The sequence below is a fragment of the Streptomyces sp. NBC_00885 genome (assembly GCF_045207475.1).
Classification (GTDB): domain Bacteria; phylum Actinomycetota; class Actinomycetes; order Streptomycetales; family Streptomycetaceae; genus Streptomyces.
This window is the reverse complement of the sequence record NZ_CP108796.1, coordinates 6,942,152-6,956,461: the sequence shown is the minus strand read 5'-3', so window position 1 is coordinate 6,956,461 and position 14,310 is coordinate 6,942,152. Positions and strand designations below refer to the sequence as shown.

The following is a 14,310-nucleotide window of genomic DNA, read 5'->3' as shown; positions in this document are numbered from 1 at the left end:
GTGCCCCTCTCACGGCAGCAGAGATTCCCCCGATCCCGCATCTCCGTCGGCGCTGCGCGCGCCTTTGTTATCGGCACCGCCACAGTGGGGCGTCGCCGATCGGCAGGACGACATACGGCTGTGTGTCTCCGAACTGGCCACGAACGCCCTGCTTCACGGAGTACCACCGGGCCGGGAGTTCTGCGTGAAGCTGACAACGGACGGTGACCTCTTACGGATCGAGGTACGGGACAGCGGTGACGGGCACCCCGAGGTCCGTTCCCCGTGCGTTCACGAGACCACCGGGCGCGGGCTTCGCGTGGTCAAGGAACTGGCCGACGACTACGGAGTCGTCGAGCACACCGTCGGCAAGACCGTATGGCTCGCATTCAAACTGCCGCCCGCGCTAGAAGGAGCCCGCTGAATGGAAGCCTTCGAACGCGCCCGCCTGGATGCCTACTTCGACCGGATCGCAGCGCGTTTTGCCCCATCCGAGCGGCCTGCCGCGTTTCTGATCACGCACCTGCTGCCGGAACGTCCGGCGTTCGTGCGGGGCGTGGCGGGTGTGACCGAGCTGCGTGCGGTGTTACCCAAACCGAAGTCCGTGCACGCCGAGGCGCTGCGCCAGATCGAGGCGGATGGGCACGCCTGCGACACGCTGTCGCGTGAGCTGTTCGCCGACCCCCATCGCGCCGTGCGGTACATCGAGGCGCGAGGCGCAGGCCGCTCGGTCGTCCTCCTCGACGTGGGCGGCTATTTCGCCCCGTCGCTCGATGCGCTGTGCGACCGCTTCTCGGGGCAGATCCTCGGCGTGGTCGAGGACACCGAGAACGGCCATCGCCGCTACGCCGACCTCGACAAGCTGCCCTGCCCGGTCGTCTCGGTCGCCCGCTCCCCGCTCAAGGACCCCGAAAACTTCCTCGTCGGCCAGTCGGTCGTGTTCTCGACCGAGGCACTCATGCGCAGCCGGGGCGACATCCTGCACGGCCGAACCGCGCTCGTGATCGGCTTCGGCAAGCTCGGCTCCAGCATCGCCCGCCTGCTGCACGCCAAGGGCGTACGGGTCACGGTGTACGACATCGATCCCGTGCGCCGAACCCAGGCACTCTCCCAGGGCTTCACCGTGGCCCGCGACCGCGACGCCGGACTGACCGACGCCGGGCTCGTGTTGTGCGCGACCGGGGCGCTCTCCCTCCGCGGCGAGGACTTCCCCCGACTGCGCAACGGCGCCTACGTCGCCACCGTGACCAGCAGCGAGGACGAACTCGAACTCGAAGGCCTTCCAGACGTGTACGAGCGCGCCCACATCGGTGAACACGTCACCCGCTACCTGACGACCGGCCACTACTTCTACCTGCTCAACGGCGGCAACGCCGTCAACTTCCTGCACGGCGCCAGCGTGGGCCCGTTCATCTTCCTCGTCCAGGCCGAGATACTCGCCGCCTCCACCACACTCGCCCGAGGCGGACTCGCCCCCGGCATGCACGAGATCAGCCCCACCGACCGCGCCGCCATCGCGGCCACCTGGCTCGACTACTTCAACCGGTAAGGACACCCGTGCCCATCACGCCCGACCACATTCGCGAAACCCTCGACGACTATCTGGACGCCCACCCCGACGAGAAGTGGCAACTCGCAATCATCGCCGAACTCCTCGACGCCGCAGCCGACCTCGCCTGCCGCAAGGAGTTCCGCGGCCACGTCACCGCCGGAGCGATCCTCACCGACCCCACCGGCCGCGTACTTCACATCAAACACCGCGCCCTCAACCGCTGGCTCCTGCCCGGCGGCCACCTCGAACCCGACGACACCAGCCTCCTCGCCGCCGCACAGCGCGAACTGACCGAGGAAACCGGCATCCCCGCATCCGTCGTCCTCCCGGCCGGACACCGCCCCCTAGACATCGACGCCCACCACATCCCCGCCAACCCCGCCAAGGGCGAGCTCGACCACCAGCACTTCGACTTCCGATTCCACTTCCGCACCTCGGCCGACGTCATCCAGCTTCAAACCGAAGAAGTCACTGCCGCCGCCTGGCACCACGCAGACACCATCGAGAAGGACCCCCTGCGCAACCGCATCCTCGATGCGCTTCGGTGAGCCGGCCTTTACCTCCACTTGCACAACCAGCGTTGATTGACTCCGTGGCGGCGGGCATCGCCCTTTTATTCAACGCCGCTAGCCAAGGTTTCATGCGGGACGGGTTCGGACTTCGGGAAGATCAGCCGGTAAAGGCCGGCCGCCAGGATGCCACCCGCGAGGGGGGCGACGATGAAGAGCCAGACCTGGGAAAGGGCCGTCCCGCCGACGATGAGGGCAGGACCGAGACTGCGGGCCGGGTTCACCGACGTTCCAGTGATCGGAATCCCGATGAGGTGGCACACGGCGAGCGCCAGCCCGATTGTCAGCCCTGCCACGGTGGCATTCGCGGCCTCATCGGTCGCGCCGAGGGCGACGAAGACAAAGAGAGCGGTCAGCACCACCTCGGTCAGGAAGGCGCCGCCTCCATTGATGTGGATAGCGCTGGCGGCACCCCAGCCGTCGGCCCCAAGGCCGGTGACCGAACGGCTGTACCTGGGTGAACCGGCGAACGTGGCCCACAGGAGCAAAGCCCCGAGGATGCCGCCGATGAACTGCGCAACCCAGTAACCGACCGCCTGGACCAGCGGAATTCGACCCGTCAACAGGGCTCCGATGGTGACGGCCGGGTTGACATGACAGCCGGAGACAGGCCCGAGCACGTACGCCAGTGCCAATAGGACGAGACCGAACGCGAGCGCGGTAGCGACCACACCAGCGGCGTAACTGCTCCCCGCAGTCCCGAAGCCGAACGATAGGGTTGCCACCCCGACGGCGAAATATACGAGCAGTCCTGTTCCCAGCAGTTCCGCAGCCAGCTTACGGATCATGTTGTTCCCTTCCCGGACGGATGGGCGCCCGGCGAGTATCTCGGTCTGCGAAGTCCCGGGCTGAGCCAGAATCTCTACTCTATACATGGAGTCATCGAATAATTGCGTAGAGTGAGGCTCGTTCCAGGCCGGTCAGAGAGTGCGACGGGCAGGCACGGGAGGTGACGCCGACCGAGCACAGCCTGATTCAGGCCCTGGCCAAGGACCCTCGTCAGCTGATCCCCTGGCGCCGCAAGGTGGTACAGGCACGGCCGCATGGGCGCGGCGGGTTCGCTCGGCCACGCGCCACATCGCCGCCGATCTCGACGCGTGGCTGCGGCTGCTGGCCCTGCACGACATCGACGACCTGGCCGACGCTGAGCCGGACACCATGCGTTTCCGCCTCTACCACCTGCCCGCCCGACTCGCCGACCACGCCCGCCGCCGCTGGCTGCGGATCGACCCCACCTGGCCCTGGGCGGAGGCGTTCACCATCTGCTGGCAACGACTGGCCGCGCCGCGCGCCGTCACCTGACGACCGGCCCACCACCCTCGGCGAGACATGGGAAGGAGTACACCCGCACCACTCCGGGGGCCGTGGAACCCCGGCGCAGCCGCAGCGACACGCGAAGGCCCCACCCGCTATCACGCGGGACAAACGGGGCGATCGGACGGCCCGATCAAACGATCACGGCCGCTGAAGAATCGAGGTTAAGAATGCGGACAAATGGTCATGCGGGTTGAAGGAGGGGTGAATATCACACGATCCTTGCCACTATGAGTCTCGCTCACATCCCCAGCCATGTGCCCAACTTGCGTGACTATGCATTCGACTGGGCGCTGGTAGACGTCGAGACCTCGGGCCTCGTGCCGCGCCAGCATCGCGTGTTGTCCCTCGCGGTCGTGACAATCGGCCCGGACGGCGAGCAAACCGGAGAGTTCTCAACCCTGTTGAACCCCGGCTGCGACCCCGGGCCGGTGCATGTACATGGGCTGACCGCCGAGCGACTGCAGGGCGCCCCGACCTTCGAGCAGATCGCCGGACAGGTCGGGGCCATGCTTCAGGACCGCGTACTGGTCGCCCACAACGCGCAGTTCGACTACGACTTCCTTGCTCACGAATTCGCCCGAGCGCGGATGTGGCTGCCGGTCTCCCAGCGGCTGTGCACCCTGGCGCTGAACCGGAGAGTGGATCCACCGACCGACGACCTGCGCCTTGGCACACTGGCTGCCCATTACGGTGTCACGCAGCTCCACGCACACGATGCGCTGGACGACACACGCGTTCTTGCCGGCGTGCTGCGCGCATCTCTCCGGGAGGCAGCCCGGCTCGATCTGCCGTTACCTCTCGTGACTTGTCCGCCGCGGCAGGACTCACAGTTCATGCCGAAGCCACCCAAAACACCGTGCGCCTTCCGCAATCCGGGACGGCTTTCTCCCGGCGGCCCACTGAAACAGGGCATGAAGATCGCTATTACTGGGGACACCGCCACGTCCCGAGCCGAGCTGATTGCCCGCTCGGTCGCAGCCGGGATGAACGTGATGTCCTCCGTCAGTCGGCACACCAGCGTCCTCGTGACCAACGACCAGGCATCCGGATCCGCCAAGGCACGGCGCGCCTGTTCGGAAGGCGTGCCCGTCATCGATGAACACACCTTCCTCCGACTGCTGGGCAACGTACGTTCAGGAACACCCCACGAGCAACAGCACGCCGGCACTCCGTCGACTGAGCCGGCTCCGGCACAGACCGCCGCTCCGGCGCCGCCAGAGAAGACGGCGCACGTTCCAACCGCCCGCGGGCCAGAAGACGATGGTCGCGCCCCAAGCCCGGCACCAGCGAGGATGAAAGCGGGAGGACCGCTTGCGGGGCGACGTGTACTCGTGCTGGGCGGAACGCACCCGAACGCGGCAGCGGCCCGCGTCCGAGTCGTCGAATTGGGCGGAGCCGCAGCGATCAATCTGTCTGCCAGTGTCACCGACGTAGTGCTCCTTCTCGGCGGTGACACCGACCGCCGTATGCCGCGGATCGCCGCGCTCGAAATCCCCACCTATGACGCCAACTGGCTCGACGCACCCACCGCCGAGTCCTTCCTCCCGGCCGAACGGCGGCAGGCTCCACATGTACTTCCGAGAGGGGGCGTCGTCGATCTTCCGGGCGAGTTTCGGGCATCCCGATGGAACGTCACCGCCGCTTGGGGCCAGCAGACGACGTGCGAGATCGACCTCGTCGCGTTCATGGTCGACGATGACGATCAGGTCTCGTGCGATGAGAACTTCGTCTTCTACGCGGCACCGGAAAGCCCCGATGGGACCTTGCGACTCCTCACCGACGGGCCGACAGAGCAGACCATCACCACCGACCTCGCCGCACTGCCGTCGGCGGTTCGTAGAGTCGTGATCGCCGCCGCCATCGACGGCACGGTGACATTCGGCGACATCGGCCCGATCCAGATCACGACAGGACCTGGAAACAGTGCCGCGCCTCTCGCCCAGGCCGCCCTGGACGCTGCTACGACGGAGCGCACCATGCTGCTCGCGGAGATCTATCGCCGTGGCCCGGTCTGGCGCTTCCGCGCAGTCGGTCAGGGCTTCGACCACGGCCTCGACGCCCTCGCACGCAGCTACGGAGTAGACGTCGAAGGCTGACGATATTTCGGGCACCAGGGTGGGCGGGACCCCCATGGAGCCGTACAGCCAGTGCTGTTGGACGACTGGTCCTCCACCCCCTCATACGTGGTGGGCCATGCGGAGCGCCTGCTAAGACGCGTCCTTGGGGTCGAGGGAGAAGTCAGCTTCGAGGTCCTCGACATACACACGCTGTCCCGAGCGGTAGGTGAATCGGCATCCTTCGGCGCGCCCGGTGCCCGGAGCCGTCGTCGGCTCGGCCCGAAGGTAGTAGTGGATGGGGCTCAGTTCACCGGGGGCGATGCGCACGGGCTTGGTGGAGTAGTCCTTGTTCATGCCGGGCTCTTTGGCGAACGTTTCGTCGTAGGCGCCCAGCCCCAGGACACCGACGTCAGTCAGGCTGACGGCCCGGACAGGGCCGGTCTTCCATACGGCCGGCGGGCCGATCAGCTCCACGTCGATCACCTCGATGGGTGCGGACGACGTGTTCTCCAAGGTGGGGCAGGTGAACCAGTAACCCTTGCCCACGGTTACCTGCCGGAAGCCGAGCGAATAGGCCGCCCCTTCGCCGCCGCCGGCCAGCGCCTGTCCCGCCGCCTCGGCCCCGGACGCACCGATTCCCAGTCCCGCCACCACCATGACGGCCCCCGCAGCGAGCATGCTTCGCCTCATCGCAGCCCCTCCCCTTTGTTGTTCTCTGCGCAGGGGATCATACGATCTGACCAGCGCAAAGCTATTTGAGGCGCCTCAGAGGCAAAAGCGGAGGCGGGGGACGGGCGAGGCGGCCCTCCCCGGACGGCCACGGACGATGACCGGCCTTCACGAGGGGGACGGGCCCCCTCAACACCCCCCTTCCTGAGCCCCCACTTAGCACCCCCTTAAAGCCACCATAAGTATCGCCATCACCCCCTCCCAGCAGGCGATTTCCCCCTTCCGAGCAGCTAGCTTGCTCGTCGTCGGGGCCGGTTCGAGCGGTCGGTGCAGATGTCCTTCGGGGGGCCGCGCCGCCCGGTCGGGCCCGCCGCGGGTCCCCCCATATGCCGCTGTTGAAGGAGTACGTCACCATGACCGCTCGCCGTAAGGCCATCTCCCTCGCCGCCCTCGGGTTCGCGCCCCTCGCGCTTGCCGGGGTGGCTGCGGGGCCGGCCTTCGCGCACGGGTCGATGACCGACCCGGTCAGCCGGGTGTCCGCCTGTTTCGCCGAGGGGCCCGAGAGTCCGAAGTCCGCGGCGTGCAAGGCCGCGGTCGCCGCCAGCGGGACGCAGGCCTTCTACGACTGGAACGAAGTCAACATCGCCAACGCCGCCGGCAATCACCAGCAGTTGATACCGGACGGCAAGCTGTGCAGCGCGGGCCGTGACAAGTACAAGGGGCTCGACCTGCCGCGCGCCGACTGGCCGGCCTCGACGTTCGCCTCGGGCAATCACACCTTCCACTACAAGGCGACCGCCCCGCACAAGGGGTCCTTCGAGCTGTACCTCACGAAGGACGGGTACGACCCGGGCAAGCCCCTCAAGTGGTCGGACCTGGAGACCAAGCCCTTCGCGAAGGTCACCGACCCCAAGCTGGTCAACGGTGAGTACGTCTTCGACGGCATCGTCCCCAACAAGTCCGGGCGGCACCTGATCTACTCCATCTGGCAGCGCTCGGACTCTCCCGAGGCCTTCTACACCTGCTCCGACGTGGTGTTCGGGCAGGACAACGCCAGCACCGGCCCTGCGCCCGCGCCGACCGCGTCCGCTCCGTCCGACGAGGAGATCGCGGACGAGGCCGACAAGTCCACGGTCGACCACGGCGGTCACGGGGGCGATCACGCGGAGAGTTCGACGGCTCCGGAGACCACGACGGCTCCGGCCACTCCCGCCGACAACACTCCCGAAGCCAACGGCTCCGCCGGGTCCGAGAACCTCGCCGCGACCGGCGGCGAGAGCAGCACCCCGTACATCGCCATCGGCGGTGCCGCCGCCCTCGCCCTCGGTGCCGCCGCGATGTTCGGCTCCGTCCGCCGTAGCCGTCACTCCCGCTAGGGCATAGAGACGGGACATGACTGCGGTCCGCCCCCATGAAAGGGGACGGACCGCAGTTACGTGCTCTTAGGAGAAGACGGACGTGCAGTTCGTCCGCGACGCATGCGCCGGGTCCAGCGCGTTCGCCACCTCGTGGAACGCGATCCGGTCGAGCAGCCCGATCGCCACATGCTCCGACAGGTCGACCGCACACAGGTCCTGCAGCAGGACATTGTGTACGTTCGCTCCGTCCAGGTACTGCGAGCGGTACGGAGTCACCACCTGGTCGTACCGGGTCGCGATGACCGTGTAGCGCACGCCGGGCACGGTGTCGCCGCCCGCGTTGAGCTTGGTGAGGAAGGCGGAGCCCGCCATCTGGTCCGCCAGCCCCGGGGTGGCCGCGTTGAGCAGGTCCTCCGCGCCCGGGAAGTACGGCAGCAGCTTGGCCAGCCCGCCCAGTGTCGTCCCGTGGTTGTCGGGCGCGAGGCCGATCAGCGCGTTCACCTTGTCCGCCCCGCCCAGGAACTTGAGGTAGTGGCGCGGCATCATGCCGCCCTGGGAGTGGCCGACGAGGTCCGCTTTCGACGCGCCGGTCGCGGCGAGCACGTTGTCGACGTACGTGTCGAGTTGCTCGGCCGACTTGTCGATCGGGCCGAGGCCGTGGAAGAAGGGCACGCCGGGGAGCTGCCCGTAGTCCAGGCTGAAGACGCAGTAACCGCGGTTCACCAGGTACGGAGCGAGGCCGAGCCAGTTGTCCACGGAGTTCCCGAGGGTGCCGTGGACGAGAACGACGGGGCGGGGGTGGGTGGCGGAGGGCTTGCAGGAGTAGTTGTTCCAGCCGCTGTGGGGAGCCGATTCGGCTGAATCGGCGGCAGCGACGGCGGGGGTGAGGGCGACAGACACGGCCAGAAGTAAGGCGGCGACCGGTCTGAAGGCACGTTTCCAGGGCAGCATCGGGCAGTCTCCTTGCGGCTCAAGGGAGTAGCGATGGCTGGTGCGATGGCTGGATTTGCGGCTCGCTCAGGTCAAATTACGCACGGGTAACCCAAGAATGGAAGTTACGCGCGAGTAAAAACTGAATCCGTGTCAATAAGCCGCGTTCTGTACACGCGTTACGCGGCTTGTGCGTCACGCTGCGAGTGAGCCCGGCACGACCGCCCGCGGCCCGAACCTCGCCCGCGCCCGGTCAGCCACCGCCTCGATCCGCCGCGCCCGTTCGTCCGCGGGGTCGAACGTCAGCTGTCGCGCGGCCCGTTCGAGGGGTGTCAGGTCCTCGGCCCGCAGGGTGAGGCTCCGGACCCGGGCCCGCTGCAGGCCGAGCGACTCATGGATCCGGTACGCGGCATCGGTGAGCGCCGCGGAGTGGGCGGTCGGCTCGCGCAGGGTGCGCGCCCGGGTGGTCGTGGACCGGTCGGCGTACCGCACGGTCAGGCTCAGCGCGCGGCACACCTGGCCCTCGCCGCGCATCCTCAGCCCCAGCTCCTCGGCGATCGAGAGCAGCGCCCTGCGGTGACGTACGGGGTCCAGCTCGTCGCGCGAGAAGGCCCGTTCGGCCGCGACCGAGCGCGCGGCGGCGTTCGGGACGACCGTCGTACGGTCGATGCCGCGTGCCCGCTCCCACAGCTCGCGGCCGGCCCGCGCGCCGACGATCCGCTGGAGCACGGCGAGCGGCGCATCGGCGACCTTGCCGACGGAGTCGAGGCCGTACGCACACAGGGTGCGGGCCGTCGCCGTCCCCACGCCGTCCAGCGCGGCGACCGGTTTGCCGGCCAGGAACCCGGCCGTCCCGGCGTCCGTCACCACCAGGGTCGTCCCGGGCGTGGCCTCCCGTGCCGCCATCCTGGCCAGCATCGGGCCGGGGCCCGCTCCGATCGCGCAGTCCACCCCGCAGTGTGCGAGCGCCCGCACCCGCAGCAGCGAGGCGAGCTGGAGCGCGTCCTGACCGAAGTACCGTTCGGCGCCGCGCACATCGATGAGCGCGGCGTCGGGCGGGAGCGCCTGTACGACGGGGCTGATGTCCTCGGCCAGGCCGAGCAGGGACGGCAGGGCCGCCTCGACCCCGCCGGTGCCGAGCGCCGGGGCGGGCCGGAAGCGTACGTAGAGGATCATCCCGCGCTCCCCGGACTCTGGTGCCACAACTTCCGCCCGGTGGGGGTCCCTTCGCCCGGCGGCTGGAGGTCCGCCCAGGGGTTCATCTCATAACCCGTCGACATCTGGATACGGCGGCCGCTGTCCGTCTCAGCCTCATCCTCCGCGGGCACGGGCTCCGCCAGCCGTGCCGCGACCGCGTCGAGCCCGCCCGTACGCCGCAGCTCCACCAGTTCCGCCAGATTCCAGGCCGCCGCGCCGACCACGCTGAGGCTGCGCGGTCCGCGCCGCTGCACCACTCCGCGTACCAGCAGCAGCCAGGAGTGGAAGACGGTGTGCGCGCACGCGGCATGGCTGTCGTCGAAGAAGGCGAGGTCGACCAGGCCCGTGCCGTCGTCGAGCGTGGTGAAGATGACCCGCTTGCCGGACCGGATCGGCGGGGTCTGGGTGGCCGCCTTCGCACCCGCGACCAGCACCGTCTGCCCGTGCTCCGCCGAGCGCAGCCGGTGTGCCGAGACCACTCCCAGCTCCTTCAGGAAGGCATGGTGATCCGCCATCAGATGGCGGGAGGCGTCCATGCCGAGGACGCCGAGCTCGGCGCTGAGGCGTTCCGCGTCGCCCAGGTCGGGGAGCCCGACGGGGGCGGTCTTCTGCCCGTCGCCCAGGGGGAGCTGACTGCCGTACCTGCCCGAACCCCGCTGTCCGCGGTGGAGTTCGGCGAGATGCAGCAGCAGATCGCGGCGGTTCGCGCCGAAGGCGTCCAACGCGCCGACCTGCGCGAGCCGTTCGGCGACCGGTCGGCCCGGTCGGGCCCGCTGCCAGAAGTCCAGCAGTGAGGAGTAGGGCTGCCCGGCCTCGATCCGTGCCGCCTCGGCCTCGCTGATGCCATGGACGTCCGAGAGTGCGAGCCGCAGGCCCCACCGATCAGGAGAACCAGACACCAGTTCGATTCGATGAGCGGCCGCCGACTGGTTCACATCCAGCGGCAGCACCGGAACCCCGCGCCGTCTCGCGTCCGCCAGCAGCAGCCGCTTCGGATACATCCCGGGGTCGTGCGTGAGCAGCCCGGCGTAGAAGGCCGCCGGATGGTGCGCCTTGAGCCAGGCCGACTGATAGGTCGGTACGGCGAAGGCCACAGCGTGCGCCTTGCAGAAGCCGTACGAGCCGAAGGCCTCGATGATCTCCCAGGCGCGGGCGATCACTTCGGGCGCGTACCTCTTCGCCTCCGCGTGCTGGGCGAACCAGACCTTGATCTTCCCCTGCGACTCGGGGTGGGACAGCCCGCGCCGTACCCGGTCGGCCTCGTCGCGACCGCAGCCGGTCATGATGTTCACCATCTCGATGATCTGCTCGTGGAAGACGACCACTCCGTACGTCTCCTCCAGCGGCCCCTTCAGGTCCGGATGCGGATAGCGGACGGGCGCCCGGCCGTGCCGGGCCTCGATGAACGGCCGCACCATGTCGGCGGCGACCGGCCCCGGCCTGAAGAGCGAGATGTCGACGACCAGATCGTGGAAGTCCGACGGCTGCAGCCTGCCGACCAGATCCCGCTGGCCCGGCGACTCGATCTGGAAGCAGCCCAGGGTCTCGGTGGACTGGATGAGCCGATACGTGGCCGGGTCGCCCGGCGGCACCTGCTCCGGGTCGTCGAGGTCGAGCACCTGACCCGTCGTGCGCCGCAGCTCCGCGACCGCGTGCGCCATCGCCGACTGCATCCGCACCCCCAGGACATCGAGCTTGAGCAGCCCGAGGTCCTCCACGTCCTCCTTGTCGAACTGCGACATGGGAAAGCCCTCGCCGCTGGTGGGCATCACCGGCGTACGGGTGAGGAGGGCGGCGTCCGAGAGCAGCACCCCGCACGGGTGCATGGCGATCCCGCGCGGCAGCGCGTCCAGCGCCTCGACCAGCTCCCACAGCCGTCCGTATCTGTCCTTCTCCCCTGCCAGCGCCCGGAGTTCGGGCAGTTCCTCCATGGCAGCGCGGGCGTCGCGGGCGCGGATGTGCGGGAAGGACTTGGCGATCTTGTCGATCTCGGCCGGGTCCATGGAGAGCGCGGCGCCCACGTCCCGTACCGCATGGCGCACCCGGTAGGTCTCGGGCATGGCGACGGTCGCGACCCGCTCCTCGCCGAAACGGCCGATGATCGCGCGGTAGACCTCGAGCCGGCGGGCGGACTCCACATCGATGTCGATGTCGGGCAGTACGGAACGCCGCTTGGACAGGAAGCGCTCCATCAGCAGCCCCTGCTCGACGGGGTCGGCGTGCGCGATGCCGAGGAGATGGTTGACGAGCGACCCGGCGCCGGAGCCACGCGCCGCGACCCGGATCCCCATCCTCTTTACGTCGTCGACGACTTGAGCCACCGTCAGGAAGTATGAGGCGTAGCCCCAGTGCGCGATGATGTCCAGCTCGTGGTGCATCCGCTCCCAGTACTCACGACGGCCGTCATAGCCGCGCAGCACCATTCCGGCGGCAGCCCGGGAGGCCAGCACCCGCTGCGGGGTACGGCGCCCGGCGCCGACCAGATGCGGCTCGGGGAAGTGGACGGAACCGAGCCCCAGATCGTCCTCGGGGTCGACCAGACACGCGGCCGCCGCCTCCTCCGTCATGGCGAGCAGCCGGTGCGCGGTGTCGCGGCGGAAGCCGGCGGCCTCGGCGACGCGCTCGGCGATACGGGCCATCGCAGCCGGTTCCTTGAGCCAGCGCTCACCGCTGTCGAGGCCCTTGTGCGGGTCGATCGGGACCAGGCGGCGGGCCGAGTCGAGGACGTCGGCGACCGGGCCCTGTCCCTGGTCGGCGTACCGGACGGCATTGGTGAGCACGGCCCGTACGCCCTGTTCGGCGGCGAAGCCGAGCGTGCGGGCGGCCTGGCGCAGCGAGCCCGGCCCGGTGCCCTTGAGGCCGTGGTGCACGACCTCCAGACGCAGGCTGTCGCCGTAGCACTCCCGCCAGGGCACGAGCAGCTTGGCCGCCCGGTCGGGGCGTCCCGCGGTCAGCGCACGGCCGATCTCGGAGGCCGGTCCGAGCAGCACGGTCAGGTCGTCGCCGTGGTTGTCGGCCCAGGGCAGCAGCGGGCTGCCGTCGCCGGCAGCGTGGGCGGCGGTCACCAGCCGGCACAGTTCGGCCCAGCCCTCGCGGGACCGGGCGAGATAGACCGTACGGGGTGCGGACTCGTCGACGAACGCGCCGCCGCGCACCGGGGTGCGCCGCCGCTCGGAGGGCCCCTCCTTGTGCGCCCGCTCCCCCACCGCGAGATCGACACCGAAGAGCGGCCGCACTCCCACGCCCTCTTTCGCGCAGGCCTTGGCAAAGCGGACCGCGCCCGCGACGGTGTCGCGGTCGGTCAGCGCGAGGGCGTCCATACCCCGCTCGGCGGCGCGCTCCGCAAGCCGCTCCGGGTGCGAGGCCCCGTACCGCAGGGAGAACCCGGAAACGGTGTGCAGATGCGTGAACCCGGGCACCTGCACCTCCTGGATCAGTCCGTCTCACCTCCCCCACCTCCCACCATAGACCAAGTTTCGAACATTCGTACGACACGTGTCACGCGCCCGCCACCTCAGCCATTCGGCCTCGTCCCACCTGCGAAAACACCGGGCGACACGGAGCGTGGGGCCCATGAACCGGACATCTGACGGCCCGCGCACCGGCTTCGTCGACGAGCTCAAGGACGCGGTGAGTGTGCGGGCGGCGGTCCTGGTCATCGGGGTGCTGGCGCTCCAGCTCGCCTTCATCACGTCGTACATCGGCGCCTTCCACCATCCGAAGCCGCACGAGATCCCACTCGCCGTCGTCACGCCCGCGGCGCAGATCACCGACCAGGCCGTACAGCGGCTCTCCGCGCTGCCCGGCGATCCGCTCGACCCGCGGGCAGTCGAGGACGAGGCGACGGCGGTGCGGCAGATCCAGAACCGCGACGTCGACGGGGCGCTGATCGTCGACCCGCAGGGCGCCGCTGACAGACTCCTGGTCGCCGGCGCGGCGGGCGCCTCGCTCTCACAGGCTCTCACCGAGGTCATCGCCACGACGGAAAGAGCGCAGCGGCGGACGGTGGCCGTCGTGGACGTGGTCCCCAACGCCGGCGGCGACGCCCGCGGGCTCTCCTCGTTCTACCTGGCCATCGGCTGGTGCGTGGGCGGCTATCTGTGCGCCGCGATCCTCGCGATCAGCCATGGCGCGCGGCCAGCCAATACGGCACGTGCCCTGATCAGACTGGGTGCGCTGCTCTTGTACTCGATCGCCGCCGGCCTGCTGGGTACGGTAATCGCGGGCCCGGTCCTGGACGCCCTGCCCGGCAGCATCATGGCCCTGTGGGGGCTCGGCACGCTGCTGGTCTTCGCGGTCGGGGCGATCACGCTGGCCTTCCAGGGCCTCGCGGGCATCGTCGGTATCGGTCTGGCGATCCTGCTGGTGGTCGTCTTCGGCAATCCGAGCGCGGGCGGGGCGTATGCCTATCCGCTGCTGCCGCCGTTCTGGCGGGCCATCGGACCGGCGCTGCCGCCGGGCGCGGGCACCTTCTCGGCGCGCTCGATCGCGTACTTCAAGGGCAGCGGCATGACGGGCCCGATGTGGGTCCTCGCCGCATGGGCGGCGGGAGGGGCACTGGTCACGACGGGGCTGGCGCTGCTGCGGAGCCGCAGGCCGACGACGTGAAGCGGGGCTTCGCCCCGGACCCCGCGCCTCGATCGGCAAGGGGTCCGGGGCGAAGCCCTGCGGACACTCTGTCG

General features: G+C 69.3%; 12 protein-coding genes. 7 read left to right on the top strand and 5 right to left on the bottom strand.

Going from position 1 to position 14,310, the window contains the following annotated elements:
* Positions 1–64 precede the first annotated feature (64 nt).
* Genes OHA61_RS31615 through OHA61_RS31605 form a run of 3 tightly spaced genes read left to right on the top strand, consistent with a single transcriptional unit; the run spans position 65 to position 2,079 of the window.
* A complete protein-coding gene (locus tag OHA61_RS31615) occupies positions 65–403 on the top strand; it encodes an ATP-binding protein (RefSeq protein ID WP_406305904.1) in 339 nt (112 codons plus the stop codon).
* Positions 404–1,528, top strand: coding sequence for an adenosylhomocysteinase (locus tag OHA61_RS31610; protein ID WP_406305903.1), 1,125 nt, complete (start codon positions 404–406; stop codon positions 1,526–1,528).
* 8 nt (positions 1,529–1,536) lie between these two features.
* Positions 1,537–2,079: an NUDIX hydrolase gene (locus OHA61_RS31605; RefSeq protein ID WP_406305902.1), complete on the top strand. Its 543-nt coding sequence runs from the start codon at positions 1,537–1,539 to the stop codon at positions 2,077–2,079.
* A 65-nt stretch (positions 2,080–2,144) separates the two neighbouring features.
* On the opposite strand, the gene OHA61_RS31600 is transcribed toward OHA61_RS31605, so the two are convergent.
* A complete protein-coding gene (locus OHA61_RS31600; protein WP_406305901.1) occupies positions 2,145–2,888 on the bottom strand; it encodes an aquaporin in 744 nt (247 codons plus the stop codon).
* Between the two features lie 139 nt (positions 2,889–3,027).
* Here OHA61_RS31600 and OHA61_RS31595 point away from each other — a divergent pair, with 139 nt between their 5' ends.
* Positions 3,028–3,402 carry a hypothetical protein gene (locus OHA61_RS31595; protein ID WP_406305900.1) on the top strand — a complete coding sequence of 125 codons (375 nt, stop codon included), beginning with the start codon at positions 3,028–3,030 and terminating at the stop codon, positions 3,400–3,402.
* Between the two features lie 242 nt (positions 3,403–3,644).
* On the top strand, positions 3,645–5,513 hold the full coding sequence (locus OHA61_RS31590; protein WP_406305899.1) for a TerD family protein: 1,869 nt from the start codon (positions 3,645–3,647) through the stop codon (positions 5,511–5,513).
* Between the two features lie 111 nt (positions 5,514–5,624).
* Here the strand turns inward: OHA61_RS31590 and OHA61_RS31585 are convergent, their stop codons facing one another.
* The gene (locus OHA61_RS31585; protein ID WP_406305898.1) at positions 5,625–6,152 is read right to left on the bottom strand and encodes a hypothetical protein; all 528 of its coding nucleotides are present in this window, start codon (positions 6,150–6,152) and stop codon (positions 5,625–5,627) included.
* Between the two features lie 404 nt (positions 6,153–6,556).
* Here OHA61_RS31585 and OHA61_RS31580 point away from each other — a divergent pair, with 404 nt between their 5' ends.
* Positions 6,557–7,519, top strand: a complete 963-nt coding sequence (locus OHA61_RS31580; protein ID WP_406305897.1) for a lytic polysaccharide monooxygenase — start codon at positions 6,557–6,559, stop codon at positions 7,517–7,519.
* A 66-nt stretch (positions 7,520–7,585) separates the two neighbouring features.
* On the opposite strand, the gene OHA61_RS31575 is transcribed toward OHA61_RS31580, so the two are convergent.
* From OHA61_RS31575 to OHA61_RS31565, 3 genes are all read right to left on the bottom strand, one after another.
* On the bottom strand, positions 7,586–8,452 hold the full coding sequence (locus tag OHA61_RS31575) for an esterase/lipase family protein (RefSeq protein WP_406305896.1): 867 nt from the start codon (positions 8,450–8,452) through the stop codon (positions 7,586–7,588).
* Between the two features lie 174 nt (positions 8,453–8,626).
* A complete protein-coding gene (locus OHA61_RS31570) occupies positions 8,627–9,607 on the bottom strand; it encodes a DNA polymerase thumb domain-containing protein (protein ID WP_406305895.1) in 981 nt (326 codons plus the stop codon).
* Entirely contained in the window at positions 9,604–13,047 is a 3,444-nt protein-coding gene (locus OHA61_RS31565) for a DNA polymerase III subunit alpha (RefSeq protein ID WP_406305894.1), read from the bottom strand. Before OHA61_RS31565 ends, OHA61_RS31570 begins: the two co-directional genes overlap by 4 nt.
* Positions 13,048–13,201: 154 nt before the next feature.
* Between OHA61_RS31565 and OHA61_RS31560 the strand changes: the two genes are divergently transcribed.
* Positions 13,202–14,236 (top strand): DUF3533 domain-containing protein, encoded by a 1,035-nt coding sequence (locus OHA61_RS31560; protein WP_406305893.1) that lies wholly within the window; start codon positions 13,202–13,204, stop codon positions 14,234–14,236.
* Positions 14,237–14,310: the final 74 nt, after the last annotated feature.